The sequence below is a fragment of the Pseudomonas sp. Leaf15 genome (assembly GCF_001421425.1).
Classification (GTDB): Bacteria; Pseudomonadota; Gammaproteobacteria; order Pseudomonadales; family Pseudomonadaceae; genus Aquipseudomonas; species Aquipseudomonas salomonii.
The window spans coordinates 13,501-36,968 of record NZ_LMKI01000034.1; the positions used below are offsets into that span (position 1 = coordinate 13,501).

The 23,468-nt window shown below is 61.5% G+C and carries 24 protein-coding genes; 10 read left to right on the forward strand and 14 right to left on the reverse strand.

Annotation, left to right across the window (positions count from 1 at the left end):
- Positions 1 to 4: 4 nt before the first annotated feature.
- The 5 genes from ASE80_RS23715 (at position 5) to ASE80_RS31040 (ending at position 3,233) form a co-directional block, all read left to right on the forward strand.
- Positions 5 to 793 carry a ParA family protein gene (locus ASE80_RS23715; protein ID WP_056861066.1) on the forward strand — a complete coding sequence of 263 codons (789 nt, stop codon included), beginning with the start codon at positions 5 to 7 and terminating at the stop codon, positions 791 to 793.
- Positions 793 to 1,608 (forward strand): CheW domain-containing protein, encoded by an 816-nt coding sequence (locus tag ASE80_RS23720; RefSeq protein WP_056861067.1) that lies wholly within the window; start codon positions 793 to 795, stop codon positions 1,606 to 1,608. Before ASE80_RS23715 ends, ASE80_RS23720 begins: the two co-directional genes overlap by 1 nt.
- A 62-nt stretch (positions 1,609 to 1,670) precedes the next feature.
- Positions 1,671 to 2,153: a chemotaxis protein CheW gene (locus ASE80_RS23725; protein WP_056861068.1), complete on the forward strand. Its 483-nt coding sequence runs from the start codon at positions 1,671 to 1,673 to the stop codon at positions 2,151 to 2,153.
- Positions 2,154 to 2,546, forward strand: coding sequence for a DUF2802 domain-containing protein (locus tag ASE80_RS23730; protein ID WP_056861069.1), 393 nt, complete (start codon positions 2,154 to 2,156; stop codon positions 2,544 to 2,546).
- 543 nt (positions 2,547 to 3,089) lie between these two features.
- Positions 3,090 to 3,233, forward strand: coding sequence for a hypothetical protein (locus ASE80_RS31040; protein ID WP_177336538.1), 144 nt, complete (start codon positions 3,090 to 3,092; stop codon positions 3,231 to 3,233).
- 360 nt (positions 3,234 to 3,593) lie between these two features.
- Here ASE80_RS31040 and ASE80_RS23735 read toward each other — a convergent pair whose 3' ends face one another.
- Together ASE80_RS23735 and soxC are read right to left on the reverse strand one after the other, a co-directional pair.
- Positions 3,594 to 4,178 (reverse strand): c-type cytochrome, encoded by a 585-nt coding sequence (locus ASE80_RS23735; RefSeq protein ID WP_056861070.1) that lies wholly within the window; start codon positions 4,176 to 4,178, stop codon positions 3,594 to 3,596.
- Entirely contained in the window at positions 4,165 to 5,457 is a 1,293-nt protein-coding gene (gene soxC / locus ASE80_RS23740) for a sulfite dehydrogenase (protein ID WP_056861071.1), read from the reverse strand. The genes ASE80_RS23735 and soxC overlap by 14 nt, the downstream gene beginning before the upstream one ends.
- Before the next feature lie 198 nt (positions 5,458 to 5,655).
- Here soxC and yegS point away from each other — a divergent pair, with 198 nt between their 5' ends.
- Entirely contained in the window at positions 5,656 to 6,576 is a 921-nt protein-coding gene (gene yegS / locus ASE80_RS23745; protein ID WP_056861072.1) for a lipid kinase YegS, read from the forward strand.
- Here yegS and ASE80_RS23750 read toward each other — a convergent pair.
- From ASE80_RS23750 to ASE80_RS23760, 3 genes are all read right to left on the reverse strand, one after another.
- A complete protein-coding gene (locus ASE80_RS23750) occupies positions 6,535 to 7,194 on the reverse strand; it encodes a response regulator transcription factor (RefSeq protein ID WP_056861073.1) in 660 nt (219 codons plus the stop codon). The genes yegS and ASE80_RS23750 overlap by 42 nt on opposite strands.
- A complete protein-coding gene (locus ASE80_RS23755; protein ID WP_056861074.1) occupies positions 7,191 to 8,084 on the reverse strand; it encodes a sensor histidine kinase in 894 nt (297 codons plus the stop codon). Before ASE80_RS23755 ends, ASE80_RS23750 begins: the two co-directional genes overlap by 4 nt.
- A gap of 378 nt (positions 8,085 to 8,462) precedes the next feature.
- Positions 8,463 to 8,912, reverse strand: a complete 450-nt coding sequence (locus ASE80_RS23760) for a hypothetical protein (protein ID WP_177336539.1) — start codon at positions 8,910 to 8,912, stop codon at positions 8,463 to 8,465.
- A 535-nt stretch (positions 8,913 to 9,447) separates the two neighbouring features.
- Here ASE80_RS23760 and ASE80_RS23765 point away from each other — a divergent pair.
- A complete protein-coding gene (locus ASE80_RS23765; protein WP_056861075.1) occupies positions 9,448 to 10,383 on the forward strand; it encodes a chemotaxis protein CheV in 936 nt (311 codons plus the stop codon).
- 296 nt (positions 10,384 to 10,679) lie between these two features.
- Positions 10,680 to 11,486: an MOSC domain-containing protein gene (locus tag ASE80_RS23770; RefSeq protein WP_056861076.1), complete on the forward strand. Its 807-nt coding sequence runs from the start codon at positions 10,680 to 10,682 to the stop codon at positions 11,484 to 11,486.
- Between the two features lie 49 nt (positions 11,487 to 11,535).
- On the opposite strand, the gene ppnP is transcribed toward ASE80_RS23770, so the two are convergent.
- The 8 genes from ppnP to ASE80_RS23810 all read right to left on the reverse strand — a co-directional run bounded on the left by ppnP (position 11,536) and on the right by ASE80_RS23810 (position 20,795).
- A complete protein-coding gene (ppnP, locus tag ASE80_RS23775) occupies positions 11,536 to 11,820 on the reverse strand; it encodes a pyrimidine/purine nucleoside phosphorylase (RefSeq protein WP_027603886.1) in 285 nt (94 codons plus the stop codon).
- Positions 11,821 to 11,883: 63 nt separating this feature from the next.
- On the reverse strand, positions 11,884 to 12,426 hold the full coding sequence (locus ASE80_RS23780; RefSeq protein WP_017134973.1) for an exonuclease domain-containing protein: 543 nt from the start codon (positions 12,424 to 12,426) through the stop codon (positions 11,884 to 11,886).
- Positions 12,427 to 12,500: 74 nt separating this feature from the next.
- Positions 12,501 to 14,417 (reverse strand): acetyl/propionyl/methylcrotonyl-CoA carboxylase subunit alpha, encoded by a 1,917-nt coding sequence (locus ASE80_RS23785; protein WP_056861077.1) that lies wholly within the window; start codon positions 14,415 to 14,417, stop codon positions 12,501 to 12,503.
- A gap of 116 nt (positions 14,418 to 14,533) precedes the next feature.
- On the reverse strand, positions 14,534 to 15,295 hold the full coding sequence (locus ASE80_RS23790) for an enoyl-CoA hydratase/isomerase family protein (RefSeq protein WP_056861078.1): 762 nt from the start codon (positions 15,293 to 15,295) through the stop codon (positions 14,534 to 14,536).
- The gene (gene atuD, locus ASE80_RS23795) at positions 15,292 to 16,449 is read right to left on the reverse strand and encodes a citronellyl-CoA dehydrogenase (RefSeq protein ID WP_056861079.1); all 1,158 of its coding nucleotides are present in this window, start codon (positions 16,447 to 16,449) and stop codon (positions 15,292 to 15,294) included. Before atuD ends, ASE80_RS23790 begins: the two co-directional genes overlap by 4 nt.
- 65 nt (positions 16,450 to 16,514) lie before the next feature.
- On the reverse strand, positions 16,515 to 18,128 hold the full coding sequence (gene atuC / locus ASE80_RS23800; protein WP_056861080.1) for a geranyl-CoA carboxylase subunit beta: 1,614 nt from the start codon (positions 18,126 to 18,128) through the stop codon (positions 16,515 to 16,517).
- A 3-nt stretch (positions 18,129 to 18,131) separates the two neighbouring features.
- Complete coding sequence (locus ASE80_RS23805; protein ID WP_056861081.1) at positions 18,132 to 19,004, reverse strand: SDR family oxidoreductase; 873 nt, start codon at positions 19,002 to 19,004, stop codon at positions 18,132 to 18,134.
- 12 nt (positions 19,005 to 19,016) lie between these two features.
- Positions 19,017 to 20,795: an acyclic terpene utilization AtuA family protein gene (locus ASE80_RS23810; RefSeq protein ID WP_056861082.1), complete on the reverse strand. Its 1,779-nt coding sequence runs from the start codon at positions 20,793 to 20,795 to the stop codon at positions 19,017 to 19,019.
- Positions 20,796 to 20,948: 153 nt separating this feature from the next.
- Between ASE80_RS23810 and ASE80_RS23815 the strand changes: the two genes are divergently transcribed.
- Positions 20,949 to 21,572, forward strand: coding sequence for a TetR/AcrR family transcriptional regulator (locus tag ASE80_RS23815; RefSeq protein WP_056861083.1), 624 nt, complete (start codon positions 20,949 to 20,951; stop codon positions 21,570 to 21,572).
- Positions 21,573 to 21,665: 93 nt separating this feature from the next.
- Entirely contained in the window at positions 21,666 to 22,454 is a 789-nt protein-coding gene (locus ASE80_RS23820) for a substrate-binding periplasmic protein (RefSeq protein WP_056861084.1), read from the forward strand.
- Positions 22,455 to 22,696: 242 nt separating this feature from the next.
- Here the strand turns inward: ASE80_RS23820 and ASE80_RS23825 are convergent, their stop codons facing one another.
- Positions 22,697 to 23,248, reverse strand: coding sequence for an RNA polymerase factor sigma-70 (locus ASE80_RS23825; protein ID WP_005789991.1), 552 nt, complete (start codon positions 23,246 to 23,248; stop codon positions 22,697 to 22,699).
- Positions 23,249 to 23,468: the final 220 nt, after the last annotated feature.

Here is a 23,468-nt window from a genome sequence, read left to right on the forward strand (position 1 = left end):
CTGAATGAGAGTCTGGGCAGTTGCCAATCAAAAGGGTGGAGTCGGCAAGACCACCACGTCCATCGCCCTGGCCGGCTTGCTGGCCGAGGCGGGCAAGCGTGTGGTCGTGGTCGACCTGGACCCGCACGGCTCGATGACCAGTTATTTCGGCTATGACCCGGATGCGCTGGAGCACAGCTGCTACGACCTGTTCCTGCACAAGGGCAGCGTACCGGCAGATTTGCCGGGGCAATTGCTGCTGCCTACCAGCAACGAGAGCATCTCGCTGTTGCCGTCGAGCACCGCGCTGGCGACCCTTGAGCGCCAATCGCCAGGGCAAAGCGGCCTGGGCCTGGTGATCGCCAAGACCCTGGCGCAACTGTGGCAGGACTTCGACTACGCAATTATCGACAGCCCGCCGTTGCTGGGTGTGCTGATGGTCAACGCCTTGGCGGCCAGCCAGCAGCTGGTGATCCCGGTGCAGACCGAACACCTGGCGGTCAAAGGCCTGGAGCGCATGGTCAGCACCCTGGCGATGATCAACCGTTCACGCAAACAGCCGCTGCCGTACAGCATCGTGCCCACCCTGTTTGACCGCCGTACCCAAGCGTCGCTGGGCACCTTGCGGGTGTTGCGCGATGCGTACCCGGAAACCATCTGGAACGGCTACATTCCGGTGGACACGCGGCTGCGTGACGCCAGCCGAGCCGGGCTCACACCGTCGCAGTTCGACGGCAAGAGCCGTGGCGTACTGGCCTACCGTGCGTTGCTCAAGCATTTGCTGTCCCAGCAACTTGTGGCGCAGGTGGCGTGATGAACCGTCCCGTTGAGCTTAAGACCCGGCCGCAACTGGCACTGGAATCCTACCTGGACGCCTTGTTGCAGGAAGCGACGGCCGAGGAATTGCCGGAACCGATTCTGGTACTTGAACCTGCCGTCATTGAACCTGCTGCGCTTGAACCTGCTGCCCTTGAATCCGAAAGCACCCTGGATGAATTCCAACTGGCGGTGCTGGAAGAGCAGGCGCGTGATGCCCACGTGGTGGTGCCGATTGTGCCTGTGCCCGTGGTGGTTGCGCCTGTGGTGGTTGAACCGGTGGTGGAAGTGCACCTGCCGCCGAGCATCACGCCGCCGCCGGTCACGGGTGATGGTCGCCCGGCGTGGGCGGCCGAGCCGTTCGAGTGCCTGCTGTTCGACGTCGCCGGGTTGACCCTGGCGGTGCCGCTGGTGTGCCTGGGGTCGATTTACTCGCTGGAAGGCCAGGAGTTGACGCCGCTGTTCGGGCAACCGGAGTGGTTCCTCGGCATCCTGCCCAGCCAGGCCGGCAACCTCAAGGTGCTGGACACAGCGCGCTGGGTGATGCCCGACCGCTACCGCGATGACTTTCGCCAGGGCTTGCAATACGTGATCTCGGTGCAGGGCTACGAATGGGGGCTGGCGGTGCATCAAGTCAGCCGCTCGTTGCGCCTGGACCCGAATGAAATCAAGTGGCGCAGCCAACGGGGCCAACGGCCCTGGCTGGCAGGCACCGTGATTGAACATATGTGCGCATTGCTCGACGTCGCCGAACTGGCCGAGTTGATCGCCAGTGGTGCGGTCAAGACCATGCCACAGAACAAACGCAGTTGATTGAACAATAAGGGCCGTGCGGTTGCGCGGTCGAAGAAGCACACACTGAAGGGGTCAGGGGTATGAACAAGTCAGCGTCCGCACAAGGTTTGGATGATCCGATCCTGCAATGGGTTACCTTCAAACTGGACAATGAAACCTACGGCATTAACGTGATGCGCGTGCAGGAAGTGCTGCGCTACACCGAGATCGCTCCGGTGCCGGGTGCGCCGAGCTACGTGCTGGGCATTATCAACTTGCGCGGCAACGTGGTGACGGTGATCGACACCCGCCAGCGTTTTGGCCTGGTGCCGACCGAGGTCAACGACAACACGCGTATCGTGATCATCGAAGCCGACAAGCAAGTGGTCGGGATCATGGTCGACAGCGTGGCTGAAGTGGTTTACCTGCGTCAGTCGGAAGTCGAGACCGCGCCGAACGTGGGCAATGAAGAATCGGCCAAGTTTATCCAGGGCGTGTGCAACAAGAACGGCGAACTGCTGATTCTGGTTGAGCTGGACAAGATGATGAGCGAAGAAGAATGGTCGGATCTGGAGAACATCTGATTGTTTCTTGATGCGGTGGTGATTGTCCTGGCCCTGCTGTGGGCCGGGACCTTGGCATTCCTGCTGCGCTATATGCGCCAGCAACGGGAGTTGGCTGTGCAACAGGCCGAGCGCGATGCGGTGCGTGACCGGCGGATTCTGGATCTGGTCAAGCGTGTGGATCACTTCCAGCAGACGGCGGTGAAGGTTGGGGATGAGGTGCATGAACTGCGCGCGATTCTTGGGCCATTGCCGGATAAGTTGGCGCAGATTGAGCAGCGTGATCCTTCAAGCCTGTCGTTTGCCCAGGCGGCTAAATTGGTCGGCATGGGCGCGACGGTGGATGAACTGACGCAGTCGTGTGGGTTGACCCAGGCTGAGGCGCAGTTGATGAGCAAGTTGCACAAGGGCTGATTGGCCTGATCCATTGAGACATCTCTGTCCAAATGTGGGAGCTGGCTTGCCTGCGATGGCGGTTTGTCGGTGTACATATCCGTTGCTGCGGTAACGGCGGCTTAGGGTTCCGCCCTGACGGCGGGTCACTTTTGTAAAGACACAAAAGTAACCAAAAAGTCTTCGCCCCACCACTTGGCACCTCGCTAATGCTCGGTGTGCCCTCACTCCGGCTTGAATCCGTGGGCCGCCGCGATGGGCCATCCTTGGCCCAGCGCGGCTAACCCGGCGTCCTGCCGGGTTACCCACGGATTCAAGCCTGCGTTCGGCCATCGTGGTTCACGGGGCGACTCTCAGATCAAAAACAGATCAAGATCAAAAGCAGAGCACGGCGGCCTGAAAGCCGACCTGAGTGGTTAGATCAAAAGCGAAAAGCGGATTTGCATACACCTGGGATCTGCTTTTCTGTGGGAGCTGGCTTGCCTGCGATGCAGACACCTCGGTACATCAGGCACACAGAGTTGATGCCATCGCAGGCAAGCCAGCTCCCACCTTTGACCGAGTATGGCTCTGCTGTTGCTATTGCTGTTGCTGTTGCTGTTGCTGTTGCTGTTGCTGTTGCTGTTGCTGTTGCTGTTGCTGTTGCTGTTGCTGTTGCTGTTGCTGTTGCTATTGCTGTTGCTCTGGCTCTTACATCCTTTTCGATGACGAAGTCAGCGGTCTTTTGATCTGCGCTTTTGATCTTGATCTGAAATCGCCCCGTCAAACACGATGGCCGGAATCTGACAGTGATTTGGGGGGTAAACCGGCAGGGATGCCGGTTTAGCCGCGCTGGGCCAAGGATGGCCCATCGCGGCGGCCCCCCAAATCACTGTCGGATTGCGGGCATGCCGAGCCACAGCGAGGCACCGAGTGTTGGGGCGAAGACCTTTTGCTTACTTTTGGCTGGGCCGGCATTCCGGTCTTTCCAAAAGTGAGCCGCCGTCAGGGCGGAACCCTAAGCCGCCGTTACCGCAGCAACGGATATGCACACCACTCAACCTGCACAGTACCAAGCCCGAAAGCACATCAACGTGCTTTCGGGCTACCAAGACAATCCTTATAGCAAGGCTCCACACGCACATCCGGCCTGTCGTCGACGTAGAACCCATCGCGATTGGGCATCTTCAGATGAGTGAGGGCAGCAGCATCCACCGTGGCGTTCGCTTCCACTATCTGGTTTTTGTTGAGGATATAACCCACCACGGCGTACACCTGATCATTGCTCAACGACTGTGGTTGCTGAAAGGGCATGGTGCGCCTGACATAGTCGAACAGGGTGGTTGCGTAGGGCCAGTAACTGCCGACGGTTTTTACCGGTTTGGGCGTGGGCAGCGAGCCGGCACCGCCGACCAAGGCCGGGCCTGTGCCGCCTTCGAGGTGCGCGCCGTGGCAGCCAAGGCAGGCGGTTTGATAGACCTTTTCGCCTTCCATGACCGTGCCTTGCCCGGCGGGCAGGTTCTTGCCGTCGGGGGCGACGTCGATGCTCCAGCGGGCGATGTAGTGCTCTGTCACCGGCTGCCCCAAGCCGGGTTTCGGAGCCGTCGATGCGCACGAAACCGCGCCCATGCTCAGTAGCCCCACTGCCATGGCGGTAAGGTTATGCACGGCCATTGGTCACCTCCCCATTGGCATTGATGCGCCAGGGCTGGATGGCATTGTTGTGGTAGAACGAAAAGTCCCCGCGCACGGCTTTCAGCTGTTCCAGGCTGGGTTGCACGTAGCCGGTCTCGTCGATGGCGCGGCTCATGATGAGCATTGCTTTGCCCTGCCATTCGAAGGGCGCGCGAAATACCGTGAGGCATTTGTTCAGCACCGGCGCCTGCAGCGTGGCCGCATACCAGTTGTTCCCGCCGTCGACGGACACGTCCACGCGGGTGATTTTGCCGTTGCCGCTCCAGGCGATTCCGCGTATTTCATGCGGGCCTTTGCGGGTGAGTGTCTGGGTGCCGGACGGTGCCGTGATGAGTGATTTGCACTCCATCACGAAGGAGAACTTCCTCGCGCGCCCATCCGGCATCAAGTCGGTGTATTTGGCCGTTTCCTCACGGCTGTACGCCGGGGCATCGGTGACATGCAGGCGGCGCAGCCACTTGATATGGGTATTGCCTTCGTAACCCGGCACGATAAGGCGCAGGGGGTAACCCTGTTCGGGGCGCAGCCTTTCGCCGTTCTGGCTGTAGGCCACCAACACGTCATCCAGGCATTTGTCGAGTGGCAGGCTGCGGGTCATGGCCGCGCCATCGGCACCCTCTGCCACAACCCATTTCGCCTCTGGCTTGAGGCCGGCCGCGTGCAGCAAGGTTTTCAGCGGCACGCCGACCCATTCGGCGCAACTGACCAGGCCTGCGACTTCAGCGGCGGTTTTGCCCCAGGGCGGCAGGAATGAAGGGTTGCCCGAGCATTCGATGAAGTGGATACGCGAGACGGCGGGAAACTGGCGCAGCTCATCGAGGGTGAACAGCAGGGCAGTGTCAGTCAGCCCATGAATCACCAGGAAGTGCCTGGCCGGGTCAATCGCGGGCACACCGGCGTGATGGCGTTCAAAAAACAGCCCGTTGGGCGTGATGATGCCGTCCAGTTCCTGCAGGGGCGACGTGCTGTAGGCCGACATGCGTTCGGTAAGCCCGGGGTAAAGAGTACGCATCGCACCTGTCTCAAACCCGGACGGCGTGCCGTAGGGCACCCCGGTAGGGCCGCCCAGGGTTTTTGTCCAGGCCGGCACTTCCAGTTGGGCATCGGTTGAAGTGGGCGATTGTGCCGCGCGTGCCAGCGGCCCAAACGTAGCCCCGAGTGCGGCGCTGCCCACCAGCAGGCCGGTTTTACCGAGAAAGTCCCGACGGGCCAAAGGGGCGGTAATTGCAGGTTTATTGTCTGTTGAGTCGTCCTTCATTCCGGCTCTCCTGAGCAAAAATTTTGGCGACTCACCAGCGCTTCACGCTGCACCCTGGGTTTTAATGTAGTCGGGTTTTAATCACAGGCGCAGAAATTGGCGTAACCGGCGGCAAATTAATTTTCAAGCGAATGACTTTTTTCTCCTCGGCAAAGGTCCACATCCTTCAGGAACCCTTGAACCCAGGAGAATGACCCCATGACCACCCCCAAAGCACTGTTGATCCTGCACGGCAAGCAAGCCCTCAATGAGGACGTGCGCGCTGCCGTGCAGGCCCGGCGCGAGCAGGGTTGGGAGCTGGCGGTACGGGTAACGTGGGAGGGCGGCGATGCCCAGCGCCTGGTCAATGAAGCCTTGGCCGATGGCTATACCCACTTGATCGCCGGTGGCGGCGACGGCACCTTGCGCGACGTGGCCGAGGCCATGGCCCTGGCCAAGACCGACGCCAGCCTGGTGTTGATGCCGCTGGGCACCGCCAATGACTTTGCCCGCGCCGCCGGTGTGCCGCTGGAGCCTGAACGCGCGCTGGCGCTGCTGGATGTGCCGCCCAGGGCCATCGACCTCGGCCAGGCCGGTGGGCAGATGTTCCTCAATATGGCCACCGGCGGCTTTGGCAGCCAGGTCACCGCCAATACCTCCGAAGACCTGAAAAAAGTGCTGGGCGGCGCGGCGTATCTGTTCACCGGGCTGTCGCGTTTCAGCGAGTTGAAGGCGGCGTATGGCGAGCTGGAAGGGCCGGGCTTTCACTGGAAAGGCGACTTGCTTGCGCTGGGTATCGGCAACGGCCGCCAGGCGGGCGGCGGACATGTGCTGTGCCCCGGCGCGCTGGCCGATGATGGCTTGCTTGATATCAGTATTTTGCCGGCGCCCCAGGAAGTGGTCGGCACGCTGATGACCCTGATGAGTGACGGCTGGGGCCTGGACAATATGTTTGTCCGTGCGCGCCTGCCCTGGGTCGAGATCAAGGTGGCCGAAGGGCTGTATATCAACCTTGATGGCGAGCCATTGAAAGGCGATGACCTGCGGTTTTCCGCGCTGCCCAAGGCCCTGCGCGTGCATTTGCCGCTGGGTTCGCCGTTAGTCGTCCAGGCTGATGATCTGCTCGCGAACGGCGAATAACACCAGGCCCGCCACGTCGAAGATCTGCAGGCGTTTCATGATCTGCGAGCGGTGCGCTTCCACCGTTTTGATACTCAAGCCCAGGCCCTGGGCGATTTCCCGCGTGGACTTGCCGCGCACGATCAAACGCAGGATCTCCAGCTGGCGCGCCGTGAGGTTGTGGCTGTCGGCGGCGGGGGAGATCGGCCCCTGGCTGCGGATCAGCGCCTGGTTGATCACCGTGTGGGCAATCGCAGGGCTCAGGTAGCGCTCGTTGTTACGCAAGGCCAGCAGGGCGTGTTCCAGCTCGCTGGCGGTGGTGTCCTTGAGCAGGTAGCCATGGGCGCCGGACTCCAGCGCGCGCATGATCAGCTCCGGGTCGGTGTGCATCGACAGGATCAGCACCTTGCTTTTGGGGTAGGCCGCCTTGAGTTGCTGCAGCGCGTCAAGGCCGCCGGTGTATTTCATCGACAGGTCGAGCAGCACGATATCCGGCTGCAGGGCGCTGAATGTCTCCAGCAATTGCGCGCCATCGCTGGCCTCGCCGATCACGCTGTAGCCTGGGATGTCCTGGATCAGCGCGCGTACGCCGGCCCGGATCAGTGCGTGGTCATCCACCAGGAGTAAGTTGCAAGTCACTCGAGAACCTTAGGGGAATTGGCCCGTTCGAGGGCGCGGGGCGCCCAGGGGAAAAGCGCTTCGATGCGCGTGCCTTTGCCTGGCTGGCTGCTGACAGACAACGCACCGCCCAGTTGGTCGATGCGCTCGCGCATGCCGGCCATGCCCCGTTGGCCTTCCAGGCTGGGGTTGAGCGCCGGTGAAAAGCCCAGGCCATCATCGCAGATCATCAGCGACAGGCCTTCGGGCAGGCGTTGCAGGCGTACCAGCAGATTCTGCGCCTGGGCATGGCGCAGCATATTGGTCACCGCTTCCTGGGTGATGCGAAAGGCTGCCACGGCCATTTCTTCCGGGATGCCGGTCAGGCGCTGCTGGCATTCCAGGCTCCAGTGCACCGAGGTGTTTTCCAGGGTCTTGAGCAAGTGCGCGCGCAGGCTTGCCTCAAGGCCCAGGCTGGCCAACTGGCGGGGGTTGAGGATGGCGGACACGTCGCGCACTTTGGCCAGGGTTTCGTTCAAGGTGTTGCATAACACTGTGCATTGGCTTTGCAGGTCGTCGGGCAGGCGTCGCTTGAGCCATTCGCTTTGCAGTTTGGCGGCGGTCAGCAGTTGGCCGATATCGTCATGCAATTCGCGGCTGAGGCGGTGGCGTTCGTTTTCCTGGACTTGCAGCAGGCGGTCGGCCAGTTCCTGCGGCTGGAACTTGATCGATTTGCGCGAGTGCCACTGCTGCAGCCCCACCACCATCAAGGTGGCCAGGTTGAGCAGCACGATCAGCAAAGGCAGGGGAGCTGAGCGTGTATAGGCCCACAGACTGACCAACAGCGAGCAAAGGCACAGGGCGAGGACCAGGCGGCGGGCATTGCTGCGGGACACGGACCTTGCGATGAGTGACTTTAGGCTGGCGTACATAGCGGATGGAGCCACTGAAGGTTCGCTGCGGGAAGACCGGTCATGGCGGCTGACAGGGCTCTGTGTGGAATGCGGTGCTGGAACGTTTGTTTATACATGATGAAGTTGAGTCACTTCGAGCGGGGCATAGTACCACCACTATTACCGTTGGTCGCCTGGCGCCTTACCCGGTGCGGTTTAATCTGCGCCAAACGCCGAGGAACCTGACTCTGTAGTTAAAAGAGTCAGCCGTTTACCCAGGGTAATTATATTATTTGGGTTTGTTTGTATCGATATTGCGGCGATGGCTAATTGATATATAGCCCGCGCATCATTGTCGACCGCTTAATGTACGGTCGTTTTTAGATAACTCGACGATCAAGTACGACCTGCCGGCACTCAGGACGCGTGATGTACGCGCTGTTGTGGTTTATGCGTGAAGTCTTTCTGTGGGATCTGCAAGGTGACGGTCGCGATCAGTGTGGTTTGTTCGCTGTCGTCCAGCGTCAGTTCGCCCGTACGAATGTCGATCAGTTCCAGTTGCCAGGCCAGTAACGTCATGCAGTCATGCAGGGCAGTCAGCGCCTGGTCATGCAGCTCCAAGGGGCTGGCGGCGTTGGCGATCAGGCATTGGATATGTCGGGAAAACTCGCTGATTGCCCGCAGGGCCAGGCCTTCGGCCTTTTCCGCGAGCTTGGCCAGGCTGGTTTTCATGCAGTCGATGGCATCGCTGTCATTGCGAATCAGATGTAAATGGTGCAAGCACTCTTCTGACTTGGCCAAGAGCTTTTCGGCTTCGAGCAGAAACTCGGGAAGTGCAGTTTGCCATTCGTTTGCGCTATTCATCATACAAGTCTCCGCAACATAAGGTCGGGTGATGAGATGCCGCACCGGGTGAATGGCGTAAAACTACCGCTGAAATATGACTGAGATCTGTAGCCTGCTTCTGAAATTCCAGTAGGACCGTTACTTGAATGATCAGAGTAGCCGTGGAAGGCCCTGGGCATTCGGGTCATTTGCACAACTTTGGTTGCCGCCACGTATAAGTCTGGAAGACCCGTGGGCCGAGGGCTTGGTATGGCAAACAAAAGCCTGACTCCATTCATGCAATGAGAATGGCGTCACATTAATGGCTATTAGATATCGCGAATATCAGGTCGGGCCTGATTGTGCATAGGGGAATCCCTTACGCAGCGGAACCCTGCGTCGATTTAAATGTCGCGCAAGGTCGCTGTACTGCCGTCTGGAAAGCAGATTGCAGTAAACCATGATGTCAGTGTGACATCAATGAATTTACATGGCATTTTACCAGGGTCAAGGTATGGCGCTTGCCGCCGATAACAAGCCTTAAGTGAGCTGCACAATCCCACATCAGGAGCTTTTAATGGCCGGCATTCTCGACACGGTAGATCAACGCACGCAATTGGTGGGTGAGAATCGCCTGGAGATCCTCATGTTTCGCCTGGCCGGGCGGCAACTGTTTGCGATTAACGTGTTCAAGGTTCAGGAAGTCCTGCAACTGCCCAAGTTGACCCTGATGCCCCAGCGTCACCCGTTTGTATGCGGCGTGGTCAACCTGCGGGGCCAGACCCTGCCGGTGATCGACCTGTCCCAGGCCATCGGCATGCGCCCGCTGGTACCGGGGCCGAACAGCACGATTATCGTCACCGAGTACAACCGTTCGGTGCAGGCCTTCCTGGTGGGCGGTGTGGACCGCATCGTCAACATGAACTGGGAAGCCATCCTGCCGCCACCGGCCAGCGCCGGGCGCCAGCATTACCTCACGGCCATCAGCAAGGTCGATGACCAGCTGGTGGAAATCATCGACGTGGAAAAAGTCCTCGCCGAAATCGTGCCGTACAACGCCAAAGTCTCGCGGGAAAAACTTGAAGACCCGGTGCTGGAACGTGCCCGTGGCCGCGAAGTGCTGCTGGTGGACGATTCCAATGTGGCCCTCTCGCAACTGCGCGACACCCTGGGGCAACTCGGTGTGAAGATGCACATTGCCAGCGACGGCCTCAAGGCCCTGAACATGCTCAAGGGCTGGGCCGACAGCGGCCAGGTCATGACCGACAAATTGCTGATGATCTTCACCGACGCGGAAATGCCCGAGATGGACGGCTACCGCCTGACCACTGAAATTCGCAACGACCCGCGCCTGCGTGGCCTTTACGTGGTGCTGCACACCTCGCTGTCGGGCAGCTTCAACGACTCGATGGTCAAGAAGGTCGGCTGCGACAACTTCCTGTCCAAATTCCAGCCCGATAAGCTGGTGGATGTGGTGCGCCAGCGCTTGATGTTGGACGAAGTGCCCGCCTGAGCAGGGAGCCTGTTGTGGCAGGCAGGCTTGTTATGGCAAGCAGCCCTGTTGTGGCTAGCAGGTTTGTTGTGGCGAGCAGGCTTGCCCTGCGTTGGGCTGCGAAGCAGCCCCAATAAAGGCGCCGCGTACTTCCAGGCAAAACCAAAGCGCCTGGTTTCAGGGCCGCTTCGCGCCCCAACGCAGGGCAAGCCTGCTCGCCACAGTGAGCTTACCGGTCACAAGAGCTCCAGCGACCTTTGATTCTGGAAGTCCCGTCCTATAGGGTGGCGCTTTGTCCCCCTCAGGAATGCAGGCCCATGCTTCGTCTCAGCGCGCTGTACCGTTACCCCTTGAAGTCCGGCAAGGCCGAAACCTTGCAGCACATCGGCCTGGATAAACTCGGGCTGGACGGGGATCGACGCTGGATGCTGGTGGACGAAGCCAGCGGCCGATTCCTCACCCAGCGGGCAGTGGCGAAGATGAGCCAGTTGTCGGCGTTGTGGAACAGCGCCGGTGGCCTGACCCTGAATTCACCTGGCTTTGCCGCGCTGGACGTGGCGCTGCCGGGCAGCGATGCGGAGTTGCGCGGCGTCACTATTTGGCGCGACACCCTGCGTGTGCCGGATGCCGGCGATGCGGCGGCGGCCTGGGTCAGTGACTTTATCGGCAAGCCCACGCGGCTGGTGCAGGTGCCGCTGGCACGCGCACGTACCACTGAAGCGGGTTATGGCAAGGACGACGATCAGGTCGGTTTTGCCGATGGTTTCCCGCTGCTGCTGATCGGCCAGGCCTCGTTGGACGACTTGTCCCAGCGCATCGGTCGCCCGATGGAGATGTTGCGTTTCCGTCCCAATCTAGTGATTGAAGGCAGCGAGGCCTTCGCCGAAGACGGTTGGAAACGCCTGCGTATCGGCGCTGTGGAGTTTCGCGTGGTCAAGTCGTGCTCGCGCTGCATCCTCACCACCATCGACCCGGCCAGCGGCGAGCGCAGCGACGACCGTGAGCCGCTGGCGACCCTCAAGACCTACCGTGAGCAGGACGGTAACGTCCTGTTCGGCCAGAACCTGGTCAACGATGGCAGCGGTGAACTAGCCGTCGGCATGCCCGTGACGATCCTGGAATAAAAAAATGCCCGTCTCCTGCGAGACGGGCATTTTTTTTGCGCTGTAACCCTTAGCCGCGGTATTCGCACAGGTAAGCGGTGTCTACGGCGACCTTCAGCTGGAACTTGCTGTTGGCCGGCACATTGAACTGGCTGCCGGCGGCGAAGGTTTCCCAGTCATTGGCGTCTGGCAGCTTGACGGACAGGGCGCCGGACACCACGTGCATGATTTCACGCTGGGCGGTGCCGAATTCGTATTCACCCGGGGCCATCACGCCGATGGTCGCAGGGCCCTCTGCGGTGCCGAAAGCGATCGACTTGACGGTGCCGTCGAAGTACTCGTTGACTTTGAACATGGGTGAATCCTCGGAAAAGGGTCTGTAAAGGTCGGCCAGTATGCCCAAGGCCAGGGGAGCTGCCTAGACCGGCAAAATCAACGGCAGCAGGCGTGCGGTGTTGCGCGCGTCTTCGAGTGCCCGATGTTGCTGGCCATGGAACTGCATCCCCGCCAATTGCAGCGCGCCGTTTAGCCCCAGGGGCTTGTCCAGGCGCCGGGCCTTGGCGAAACGCTGCTTGAGGTTCACATGCGCGGTCTGGGCGAGCGCGCTGGTCAGGCCATGGCGTTGCCACTCAAGTTCAAGCTGCGCGCGGTCGTAGTCGCCCCAGCTGGCCCAGCCTTCCAGGCGCGCTTGATGCTGGCCCAGCCAACGCTCGAACAACGGCCACACCTCGGTGATCGGCGCCGCCGCGTCGATGTTGGCCTGGGTGATATGCGTGAGTTGGCGACAGAACGGCGTCAGCAAGGGGCGGCGCAGCGGCCGCACGAAGCGCTGGAAGTGATCCAGCTCGCGGCCCTGGCGGTTCACCAGGCTGGCGCCGATCTCGATGACTTCCATCTCCGTCACGGGCCAGCCGCCTTCATCCGTTGTGGCTTCAAGGTCAATAATCAGCCAATGGGGCATCGTGCAGGTTCCCGTACTCGTCCTTTCCTGATGGGGATAGAGCGTAGCTGGGCCGTGTAGTTCCGCCTAGGGGGTTATTCGATCTCCAGCAAAACCTGGCGATTGCGCACTTGATCACCTGCGACGACCTGCACACCCTTGATCACACCGTCGATGCCGGCCGTCAGCGGATGCTCCATTTTCATGGCTTCGAGCACCAGCAGCAGTTGGCCTTTGCTGACGCGTTCACCGGCGCTCACGCGTATATCGACAATCGCACCGTCCATCGGCGCCTTGACGACGCCGGTGCTGGCGTCGGCCTGGCGGCTGGCGACCTGTTGGGTGCGGTTGATGATCTTCACGCCCGGCAGCCAGAGTTGAGTGTCGTCCAGGTGATAGGGCAGGCGCCGGCGAATGCCGTCGATCACAAGCGTGGCCCAGCGGCCGTCGGTGGTCAGGTCGCGGACCTCGATGCCGTTGGCTTGCAGGTGGTTGCCCTCCAGTACACTGACGTCGAGGTCGTGCACCTTGTCGTTCACCGCCAGGCGATAGCGCCAGGGCGCATTGTTGCGCCATCCCGACAAGCCTTGGCGGTGGGCGCTGGCACTGTGTTGGTAAAACAGCGCGGCGGCCAGGGCAAGCTGCTCCTCTGTCGCGGCGTGACGTGGAATGTGATGGAAGTGCTCGGCGATAAACCCGGTGCTGAACTCGCCCGCGATAAAGTCCGCGTGCCTGAGCAGGTCCACCAGCAAACCCTGGTTGGTGGTGACGCCCAGCAACACGGTGTCTTGCACTGCGCGCAGCAATTTGCGCCGGGCCTCTTCGCGGGTGGCGCCATGGGCGATGATTTTGCCCAGCATGGCGTCATAGAACGGGCTGATACGTTGGCCTTCCAGCACGCCGTGGTCGATGCGTACGCCGCCAGCCGGTTCCCAGCGCAGCACATCGCCGGTTTGCGGTAAAAAGCCCTGGGCCGGATCTTCAGCGTACAGGCGCACTTCCATGGCGTGGCCGGTCAGGGTCACGTCGGCCTGTTGCAACGGCAGCGCTTCGCCGGCGGCGATGTTCAGTTGCAACTCAACCAGGTCCAACCCCGTGATCAGTTCGGTGACCGGGTGCTCCACTTGCAGGCGGGTGTTCATTTCCAGGAAGTAGAAGTGGCCGTTTCGGTCGAGCAGGAACTCCACCGTGCCTGCACCGACGTAATTGACCGCGCGCCCAGCCTTCAGCGCCGCGTCGCCCATGGCTTGGCGCAGCGCGGGCGTCATCACCGGGCAGGGCGCTTCTTCGATGACTTTTTGGTGGCGGCGCTGGATCGAGCAGTCGCGTTCGCCCAGGTAGATGAGGTGGCCGTGGCTGTCGCCGAACAGTTGGATTTCAACGTGGCGCGGGTCGATCAGGGCTTGTTCGAGGATCAGTTCGTCGCTGCCAAACGCGTTGAGGGCTTCTGAGCGTGCGGTGCGCAGTTGGTCGAGCAGCTGGCTGACGTCGTGGACCAGGCGCATGCCACGCCCGCCACCGCCGGCACTGGCTTTGATCATCAACGGGTAGCCGATGCGCTCAGCCTCTTGCTGCAAGGTCGCGTCATCCTGGGCAGTGCCTTGATAACCGGCGATGCACGGCACACCCGCGTCGAGCATGGCGAGTTTGGACTGGCGTTTGCTGCCCATCAGCTCGATGGCGGCCACGCTGGGGCCGATGAAGGTGAGGCCGGCGTCCAGGCAGGCTTGGGCGAATCCAGTGTTTTCGGAGAGGAAACCGTAGCCGGGGTGGATGGCGTCGGCGCCGGTGCGTCTGGCGGCGTCGAGGATGGCCGCGATGTTGAGGTACGACTGGTTGACGGGTGCGGGGCCGACAGGGACGGCTTCGTCGGCCATTTGCACGTGCAGGGCCTGGGCGTCGGCGTCGCTGTAGATGGCGACGGTTCCGTAACCCAGGGCCTGGGCGGTGCGCTGGATGCGGCAGGCGATTTCGCCGCGGTTGGCGATCAGGATTTTGGTGAATGCAGGCATGGGGTTATCCCTTGGATGATGGGGTGTTCGTGCTGGCCTCTTCGGGAGCAAGCCCCCTCCCACATTTGAAGGGGTTCACACATCAAAATGTGGGAGCGGGCTTGCTCGCGAAAGCGTCATTTGCACCACCCAGGCTTACGCTTCTGCACAAACGCCTGCGTCCCCTCAATCCCTTCCTCACTCGTCACCGCCTCAGCAAACCATTCTGCGGCCTGATCCAACAGTGCTCCCACCGGCTGTTCCACACTGGCGAGCAACAGCGCTTTAGTCCGCGCATTCGCCCCCGGCGCACAGCGCAACACCTGCCCCAGCACTTCATCCAGCCGCTCTGCCAAGGCTTGTGCATCGCGCTCGACGTAATGCACCACGCCCAATCGCTGCGCCTCAACCCCATCAAACCGCGCCGCCGTCAGCGCCAGCCGCCGCGACTGGGTCAAGCCAATGCGCTTGACCACAAACGGCGCAATCTGCGCCGGCAACAAGCCCAGGCTGGTCTCCGGCAGGCCGAACTGCGCCTGGTGGTCGGCAATCGCGATATCACTGACGCACGCCAGCCCAAAGCCACCGCCCAGCACGGCGCCTTGCAGCACCACGATCACCACTTGCGGCACGGCTTCGACGGCTTGCAGCAGGGTGCCGAAGGCGCGGTTCAGTGCCTGCAACTGCCCGCCCGCCATGACCATGTCTTTCACATCCGCCCCGGCACAGAAGTGCCCGCCGGCGCCGCTGATCACCACGGCGCGCACCTGGCTGTCCAATTGTGCCAAGACCGCCTGCAGTTCGTTGACCATCTCCAGGCTCATCGCATTGCGGCTGGCGGGGCGGTTGAGGGTGATGTGCAGCACGCCGTTGTGTGGTTCGAGCAGCAGGGTGTTCATGATTTTTTCCCGGGCAGGGTGCCCATCAATTTGCAGATGATGCCCAGCATGATTTCGTCGGCGCCGCCGCCAATCGACACCAGCCGCACGTCACGGTAGGCGCGGGCCACCGGGTTGTCCCACATAAAGCCCATGCCGCCCCAGTATTGCAGGCAGCTGTCGCTGACTTCACGGCCCAGGCGCCCGGCCTTGAGTTTGGCCATGGAGGCCAGGCGGGTCACATCCTGGCCTTTGATGTATTGCTCGGTGGCCTGGTAGACCAGCGCGCGCAGGCATTCGATTTCGGTGGACAACTCGGCCAGGCGAAAGTGGATGACCTGGTTGTCGATCAGCGCCTTGCCGAAGGTCTGGCGCTCTTTGCAGTATTCGATGGTGCTGTCGATGCAGTGCTCCAGGCCCTTGATCATATTGGCCGCGCCAAACAGGCGTTCTTCCTGGAACTGCAGCATTTGCATCATGAACCCCGCGCCTTCGTGGCCGATGCGGTTGCGTTGCGGCACGCGCACGCCGTCGAAAAACACCTGGGCGGTCTCGGAGCTGTGCATGCCGAGCTTTTCCAGCGGCGGGCTGACGCTGATGCCTGGGGTGGTCATTGGCACCATGATCAGTGATTTGTTGATATGCGGCTTGTCGTCGGAGGTGTTGGCCAGCAGGCAGATAAAGTCGGCGCTGGGCGAGTTGGTGATCCACATTTTGCTGCCGTTGATCACGTAGTCGTCGCCGTCCTTGCGCGCGTGGGTTTTAAGCCCCGCCACGTCGGAGCCGGCGCCGGTTTCCGAGACGCCGATGCAACCCACTTGCTCGCCGCTGATGGCCGGGCGCAGGAATTCATCGCGCAGCTCATCGGAGCCGAAGCGGGCGAGGGCGGGCGTGCACATGTCGGTCTGCACGCCGATGGACATGGGGATGCCGCCGCAGCGGATGGTGCCGAACTCTTCGGCGGCGACGATGGAGTAGCTGTAGTCCAGGCCCATGCCGCCAAATTGTTCCGGCTTGGAAATGCCCAGCAGGCCGAGGTCGCCGGCCTTGCGGAAGATCTCGTGAATGGGGAAGCGCCCGGCTTTTTCCCACTCGTCCACGTGCGGGTTGATCTCGCGGTCGACGAAGGCGCGCACGGTGCGGCGCAGTTCCTGGTGTTCCTGGGTGAAGATCATGGTTGTTCTCCTTGTTGGGACGCGAAGCGTCCTTGGCAGCGTTACCACGCGGAGCGTGGGAACGATCAGCGCGCTACACCAAAACTGTTCGGCTGCAACTGCCGCACCTCGGCCTCGTGGCAGATATCCAGCAAGAACCCCAATAGCGTGCGGGTATCGCGTGGATCAATCAGCCCGTCATCCCACAGGTTGGCGCTGCCATAGAGGGCGGTGGACTGGCTGTCGAGTTTCTGCGCGGTGACCTGTTCGAGCATGTCCAGCACCTTGGGGTCGGGCACCAGACCGTCCTTCAATTGCTTGGCCTCAGTCACGATGCGCAGCACCTTGCCCGCCTGTGCGCCGCCCATTACCGCGGTGCGGCTGTTGGGCCAGGCGAAGATAAACCGTGGGTCCAGGCCGCGGCCGCACATCGCATAGTTGCCCGCGCCATAAGAGCCGCCGACCACTACCGTGAGTTTAGGCACCCGCGCATTGGCCACCGCCTGGATCATCTTCGCGCCGTGCTTGATCACGCCTTGTTGCTCCGATTCGGTGCCGACCATAAAGCCGGTGGTGTTGTGCAGGAACAGCAACGGCGTGCGGCTCTGGTCGCACAGTTGGATAAATTGCGCCGCCTTGCTCGCGCCCTTGGGCGTAATGGGGCCGTTGTTGCCGATCACACCGACGGCGCGGCCCTGGATGTGCAAGTGGCCGCAGACGGTGTGGGCATCGAACTCGCCTTTGAACTCCAGAAAGTGCGAGCCGTCGGCCAGGCGTGCAAGGATTTCGCGCACGTCGTAGGGCTTTTTCGGGTCATCGGGGATCAACCCCAGCAACTCGTCTATAGGATACAGCGGCTCCTTGTAAGCCCGTTGTGGAGCGGGTGGCAGGCGATCATCCCAAGGCAGCAGGCCGACGATTTCGCGCACGATGCGCACGCCATCGGCATCGTTTTCCGCCAGGTATTCGGCGGTGCCGGCGGTTTGCGCGTGCATCTCGGCGCCGCCCAGCTCTTCATCAGTCGCCACTTCGCCAGTGGCGGCCTTGAGCAGCGGCGGCCCGGCCAAAAACAGCTTGGCCTTGCCACGCACCACCACCACGTAATCCGACAGCCCCGGCTGATACGCCCCGCCTGCCGTGGCCGAGCCGTGCACCACGGTGATCTGCGGCAAGCCCATGGCCGACATGCGCGCCTGGTTGGCGAAGCTGCGTGCGCCTTCGACGAAAATCTCCGCCGCGTAATTGAGGTTGGCCCCGCCGCTTTCGGCCAGGGTCACCACCGGCAGTTTGTTTTCCATGGCGACCTGTTGCAGGCGCAGGGATTTTTTCAGGCCGGACGGCGAAATGGTGCCGCCCTTGATCGCGCTGTTGTTGGCCACCACCAGCATGCGCACACCGCTGACGTAGCCGATACCGGCGATCAAGCCGCCTCCGGCCGCGCTGCCGTCTTTGTCATCGTGGAGTTTGTAGCCGGCCAGGCTGGCCAATTCCAGAAACGGCGCGCCGGGGTCCAGCAGCAGGTTGAGGCGCTCGCGGGGCAACAACTGGCCGCGTTTGTCGAACTTGGGTTTGGCTTCCTGGGCCTTGGCGAGCAGGTTGTGCTCCAGTTGGCGCAACTGTTGGATGCTTGCCAGCATGGCTTCACGGTTGTGCGCGAACTGTGGGCTGTGGGCGTCGATCAGGCTTTCAATCACCGGCATGGTTCAGTGCTCCGTCTTCAGCACATCGGGCAAGTACGCACGGTGGAAACCATTGAACGGCTCGCTCGGCGGCTGCGCTTTGTGCAGCGGCCAGGCGCGGCTGCCCAGGCTGGCGGCGCCGTCGATGCGCAAGGTGCTGCCGCTGATAAAGGCGGCGGCGGGGCTGAGCAAAAACACGATGGCCGCGCTGACTTCCGATTCGGTGCCGATGCGTTTGAGCGGCACGTGTTCGCGCAGGGTGGGGATCACCGCCTTGAACGCGCCTTCGTAGGTGTCCATGCCGCTGGACGCGATCCAGCCCGGCGCCACGGCGTTGACGCGCACACCGGCGTAACCCCATTCGAAGGCGGCGGTCTTGGTGAAGTTGTCCATGCCTGAGCGTGCTGCACCCGAGTGGCCCATGCCGGGCATGCCGCCCCACATGTCGGCGAGCATGTTGACGATGGCGCCGCCGTGCTTGCTCATCGACTGGTTGAACACTTCACGGGCCATCAGGAAACCGCCGACCAGGTTGGTGCGCAGCACGGTTTCAAAGCCTTTTTGATTGATCGACGCCAGTGGCGACGGGTATTGGCCGCCAGCGTTGTTGACCAACCCATGGATCGGCCCGTGCTCGCGGAGGATCTGCGTGACCAGCGCTTTCACCGCTTCTTCATCGCGAATATCGCAGGCCTGCCAGTGCGCGGTGCCGCCGTCTTCGGCGATTTCGGCCGCGACGGTTTGCAGCTTTTGCGGCTTGCGCCCCACCAGCATCACGCTGGCGCCAAGGGCCGCCAGTTCATGGGCGGTGCAGCGGCCAATGCCACTGCCGCCGCCGGTGACTATCACGGTTTGCCCCTGGAACAGGTCGGCTTTGAAGATCGAGTCGAAGGCCACGGCGACGGTCCTTTAGGAAAGTTGATCGGCTAGGTGTTGCGGCACGGCGATGGGGATTTCCAGCAACTGCTGGGCGAAGGCCTTGCCTTGCGGGTCGATGCGCAGGCTGGCGATGCCGCCGCCACCCAAAGCGTTTTCGAGCAGGAAATTCAAGCTGTGGCTGCCGGGCAAGTACCAGCGCTCGACACGGCCGTGAAGTGGGTCGAGCACGTGGCTCATCCAGTCGACGATCACCTCCGGCGTGAGTGCTTCGGCAATCCAGGGCAGGTAGTCGGGGTGGCGGGCGATCACGCCGATATTGCTGTGGTTGCCCTTGTCGCCGGAGCGCGCCACGGCCAGTTTCACCAGGGGCACACTGGCATCGGCGCGGCCTTGCGGCTTGGGCGGATCAATCGGCGCGGCGGGTGTGCGCATCGGGGCTGATGAAGGCAACGCAACGGCGTGACGCTCGCCTTGGAAGTCGACCAGCGGCGCACAGGATGACTTGTCGATCAGGAATGAAAACAGCCGAATCAGCGGGTACACCGTCGGCCGCCCGCCGACAATGCCGGTCAAGCCGGGCGCCATGCCGGTCGCCGCCTGAGCGATCTCGCGGGCGAACAGCACCAAGGCCTGCTTGCTCGGGTGGCGTACCGCCAATTTCACCACCACCTCGCGGCAATCCTGGCGCTGGGCGTGGGCGCCGTAGGTGGCTTCGCTGCCAAGCAATTCGATATTGACCTCGGTGTAAGGCGCCCACCCGCGTTGACTGAACAGCTCCGAGGTTTTGTTGATGATTGCCTGGCCGACCCGTTCCGCCTTGGCCACCGCGTCGATCCCGGCGATCAGGCAACTGGCGGTGCAGCGGAAACCGTCGGGGTAAGTGGCGCTGACCTTGTACTGGTCGGTGGGCGGCAAACCCTTGGCGCCGTGCAGGCGCACGCAATTTTTGCCTTGCTGCTGCAGGTTGACCTGGCTGAAATCGCAGATTACATCGGGCAGTAAATACGCACGCGGGTCGCCGATTTCATACAGCAACTGTTCGGCCACGCTGAGTTCGCTGATCAGCCCGCCGGTGCCGGCGACTTTATTCACGCTGAATTGGCCGTTGGCGCTGACCTCGACGATGGGAAAACCGATGTGCTCGTAGTCCGGTACATCACGCCAATCGGTGAAGTTACCGCCGCAGCACTGCGCGCCACATTCGATGATATGCCCGGCGAGCGCGGCTTGAGCGAGGCGGTCGTAGTCCTGCCACGACCAGTTGAATTCATGCACCAGCGCGGCGCTGACCACGGCGCTGTCGACCACGCGGCCGGTAATCACAATATCGGCGCCCAGCGTCAGTGCCTGGGCAATCCCGGGTGCACCGAGGTAGGCGTTGGCCGAGACGCACACTGGCGGCAGGGGCGCGCCATTGAACATATCGGTGATGTTGTGCAGTTGCTTGAGTTGAGGTTGCAGGTCATCGCCCAGCAGCACGGCGATTTTCAGCGGCACACTGGCCTTGTCGCAGGCCGCTTGCAGGGCGGCGGCGCAGGCGTGGGGGTGGATGCCGCCGGCGTTGCTGATCACGCGGATGCCCTGGCGCTGGATATCGCCGAGCAACGGCGTGAGCACCTCGACAAAATCCGTGGCGTAACCGGCCTGGGGATCTTTCATCCGCGCACCCGCAAGAATCGACATGGTGACTTCCGCCAGGTAGTCGAACACCAGGTAATCCAGGGCGCCGCCGTGCACCAGTTGGGCGGCAGCCGTGCAGGTGTCGCCCCAGAAGGCGCTGGCGCAGCCGATACGAACCGTCTTGCTCATGAGAAATCCTTCCTCCGATGGCTGGTGTCGAGACTACCAAGCAAGCGCTTGGTTTGTAAACGGTTGACATAAGTTTTGCCCAAGCGCTTGCTTGGCTGGCGGCCACGGCCTAAATTGCCGCCCAAGACGTCAGTAGAGAGGAAGGAGAGCAGCATGGATGAGCACAAAGCCCTGCGGGTGATGCGCACCATGGTCGACGGCGGCCAGTTGACCGACCCCGACAGTGCCCGGGGCAAGTTGCTGCAAACCGCGGCTCACCTGTTTCGCAACAAGGGTTTCGAGCGCACCACCGTGCGTGACCTGGCCAGTGCCGTGGGCATTCAGTCCGGCAGTATCTTTCATCACTTCAAGAGCAAGGACGAGATCCTGCGTGCCGTGATGGAGGAAACCATCCACTACAACACCGCGATGATGCGCGCTTCACTTGAAGAGGCCAGCAACGTGCGCGAACGTGTGCTGGCGCTGATCCGCTGCGAGTTGCAGTCGATCATGGGCGGCAGTGGTGAGGCCATGGCGGTGTTGGTCTACGAGTGGCGTTCGCTGTCGGCCGAGGGCCAGGCCCAGGTGCTGGCGTTGCGCGATGTGTATGAGGATATCTGGCTGCAGGTGCTGGGCGAGGCCAAGGCGGCGGGTTACATCCGTGGCGATGTGTTTATCACTCGGCGCTTCCTGACCGGCGCCTTGTCCTGGACCACCACCTGGTTTCGCGCCGAAGGCAGCCTGACCCTCGAGCAGTTGGCCGAGGAGGCGTTGTTGATGGTGCTTAAAGCCGATTGAGGCGCAAGCTATTAATTTGCCGACGGAAAGTTGTCTCACCTGACAAAAACGCCTAGCTTATTGCCATCAGAGTGTTAAACGGTGTGTGCCTCAATGTTTTCGCCATGGCGGCTGGCTGCAGGACTGACTATATGGGCACTCGGCACCGCGTGGTGGCTGCCGGCGTCGGCCGCGCAATTGGTCAGGATCGGCGCCGCACACTTCCCGCCCTACACCGTTCGGCCCGAGCAGGGCGCCGACACCGGTTTATTGCCGCAATTGATAGAAGCCCTGAACGCTGCGCAAACCGACTACCAGTTTGTGCTGGTGCCTACGTCGATTCCACGGCGCTTTCGTGATTTCGAGCAAGGCCGGGTCGACATGGCCATCTTCGAAAACCCCGACTGGGGTTGGCAGGGTATTCCCCACACCAGTGTCGACATGGGCCTGGAAGATGCAGAAATCTTCGTCGCCCAACGTAAACCCGGCCGCGACCAAGGCTATTTCACCGACCTTGCCGGAAAGCGCCTGGCGGTGTTCAGCGGTTATCACTACGCCTTTGCCGGTTTCAACCCCGACCCCAAGAACATGGCCGAACACTTCAACGCCACGTTGACCTACTCCCATGACAGCAACCTGCTGATGGTGGCGCGCGGGCGTGCCGATATTGCGCTGGTCACGCGTTCGTACCTGAGCGATTTCATGGTGCGTAACGCGGACATGGCCGGGCAGTTCCTGGTCTCGGAGCGGATTGACCAGGTGTATCACCACTACGCGTTGGTACGGCCCAAAGCGCCTATCACCGGCGCGGCATTCGCCGAGCTGCTCAAGCACCTGCGCGAGAGCGGGGAGATGTTGAAGATCTTCGAGCCGTATCGCATTGATGTGATGCCGGTGCCCTGATTATCTGGGTTGAGCAGGCCTGTTGTGGCCACCTGGCTTGTTGTGGCAAGCAGGCTTGCTGTGGCGAGCAGGCTTGCCCTGCGTTGGGCTGCGAAGCGGCCCTAAAACCGGACACTCGGTACTAATTGGAAGAACGCGGTGGCCTTATTGGGGCCGCTTCGCGCCCCAGCGCAGGGCAAGCCTGCTCGCCACAACAAGTCTGTTCGCCACAACAAGCCAGGTGGCCACATATCCCTACAGCTTCACACCCTGCGCGCAAACGTATCGCTATGGCTGCCCGACACCTTGCGGCAATGCACCAGCGCATCACGAATCATGAAGTTCACCAGGGTCGGCGATACGCCCAACTCCTTGGCGATGTCCTTTTGCGGCACGCCATGCAAACGGTACATCTCGAATGCATAGCGGGTGCGCTGGGGCAGCTCCGTCAGGGCGTCGGCGATGTTTTCCAGGGTGTTGAAGTTGATATGCGAGGTTTCCGGTGAAGCGCCGTGAATAACCACATTCAAGCCTTCCTCTTCCGTCCCCGAATACTTGAGCTCCAGGGCCTGCTTGCGGTAGTGATCGATGGCCAGGTTGCGCACGATCTGGAACAGATAACTCAATTGCGCCTTGAACGACGAGGTGATGGTCGGCGCTGATTGCAGTCGAAAGTAGGCGTCCTGCACGACGTCTTCGGCACGCGAGCGGCAGCCGGTAATCCGGGCGGCGATCTTCACCAAAATAAGACGATTGTCGACGAATGCCTGCAAAAGGGGTGAGTCGCACCTGCCTGTGGATACTTGTTCCGTCATGGAAATCACCTTGTCGCGAAAGAGTTGGGGGAGGGCGTCCTGGCTGAGGCCTCCTACACATCGGGCAACAAATTATGCTGAATGATAATGATTGTCAAATGAGAAGACGAACTAATCGTATGCTTTCTTGTTGGGTGTGAACCACGTCTCGCTCGCCCTCGGCGACTAATTATTTGCCGGGGCCGTCCGTTCTTCTGGGTGACAGGTCCGTTAGCGAACG

Excerpts from the sequence above, each read along its gene's own strand:
- ASE80_RS23715 (WP_056861066.1), top strand. The coding sequence starts at position 5 with ATGAGAGTCTGGGCAGTTGCCAATCAAAAGGGTGGAGTCGGCAAGACC.
- ASE80_RS23720 (WP_056861067.1), top strand. The coding sequence starts at position 793 with ATGAACCGTCCCGTTGAGCTTAAGACCCGGCCGCAACTGGCACTGGAA.
- ASE80_RS23725 (WP_056861068.1), top strand. The coding sequence starts at position 1,671 with ATGAACAAGTCAGCGTCCGCACAAGGTTTGGATGATCCGATCCTGCAA.
- ASE80_RS31040 (WP_177336538.1), top strand. The coding sequence starts at position 3,090 with ATGGCTCTGCTGTTGCTATTGCTGTTGCTGTTGCTGTTGCTGTTGCTG.
- ASE80_RS23735 (WP_056861070.1), bottom strand. The coding sequence starts at position 4,178 with ATGGCCGTGCATAACCTTACCGCCATGGCAGTGGGGCTACTGAGCATG.
- soxC (WP_056861071.1), bottom strand. The coding sequence starts at position 5,457 with ATGAAGGACGACTCAACAGACAATAAACCTGCAATTACCGCCCCTTTG.
- yegS (WP_056861072.1), top strand. The coding sequence starts at position 5,656 with ATGACCACCCCCAAAGCACTGTTGATCCTGCACGGCAAGCAAGCCCTC.
- ASE80_RS23755 (WP_056861074.1), bottom strand. The coding sequence starts at position 8,084 with ATGTACGCCAGCCTAAAGTCACTCATCGCAAGGTCCGTGTCCCGCAGC.
- ASE80_RS23760 (WP_177336539.1), bottom strand. The coding sequence starts at position 8,912 with ATGATGAATAGCGCAAACGAATGGCAAACTGCACTTCCCGAGTTTCTG.
- ASE80_RS23765 (WP_056861075.1), top strand. The coding sequence starts at position 9,448 with ATGGCCGGCATTCTCGACACGGTAGATCAACGCACGCAATTGGTGGGT.
- ASE80_RS23770 (WP_056861076.1), top strand. The coding sequence starts at position 10,680 with ATGCTTCGTCTCAGCGCGCTGTACCGTTACCCCTTGAAGTCCGGCAAG.
- ppnP (WP_027603886.1), bottom strand. The coding sequence starts at position 11,820 with ATGTTCAAAGTCAACGAGTACTTCGACGGCACCGTCAAGTCGATCGCT.
- ASE80_RS23780 (WP_017134973.1), bottom strand. The coding sequence starts at position 12,426 with ATGCCCCATTGGCTGATTATTGACCTTGAAGCCACAACGGATGAAGGC.
- ASE80_RS23785 (WP_056861077.1), bottom strand. The coding sequence starts at position 14,417 with ATGCCTGCATTCACCAAAATCCTGATCGCCAACCGCGGCGAAATCGCC.
- ASE80_RS23790 (WP_056861078.1), bottom strand. The coding sequence starts at position 15,295 with ATGAACACCCTGCTGCTCGAACCACACAACGGCGTGCTGCACATCACC.
- atuD (WP_056861079.1), bottom strand. The coding sequence starts at position 16,449 with ATGATCTTCACCCAGGAACACCAGGAACTGCGCCGCACCGTGCGCGCC.
- atuC (WP_056861080.1), bottom strand. The coding sequence starts at position 18,128 with ATGCCGGTGATTGAAAGCCTGATCGACGCCCACAGCCCACAGTTCGCG.
- ASE80_RS23810 (WP_056861082.1), bottom strand. The coding sequence starts at position 20,795 with ATGAGCAAGACGGTTCGTATCGGCTGCGCCAGCGCCTTCTGGGGCGAC.
- ASE80_RS23815 (WP_056861083.1), top strand. The coding sequence starts at position 20,949 with ATGGATGAGCACAAAGCCCTGCGGGTGATGCGCACCATGGTCGACGGC.
- ASE80_RS23820 (WP_056861084.1), top strand. The coding sequence starts at position 21,666 with ATGTTTTCGCCATGGCGGCTGGCTGCAGGACTGACTATATGGGCACTC.
- ASE80_RS23825 (WP_005789991.1), bottom strand. The coding sequence starts at position 23,248 with ATGACGGAACAAGTATCCACAGGCAGGTGCGACTCACCCCTTTTGCAG.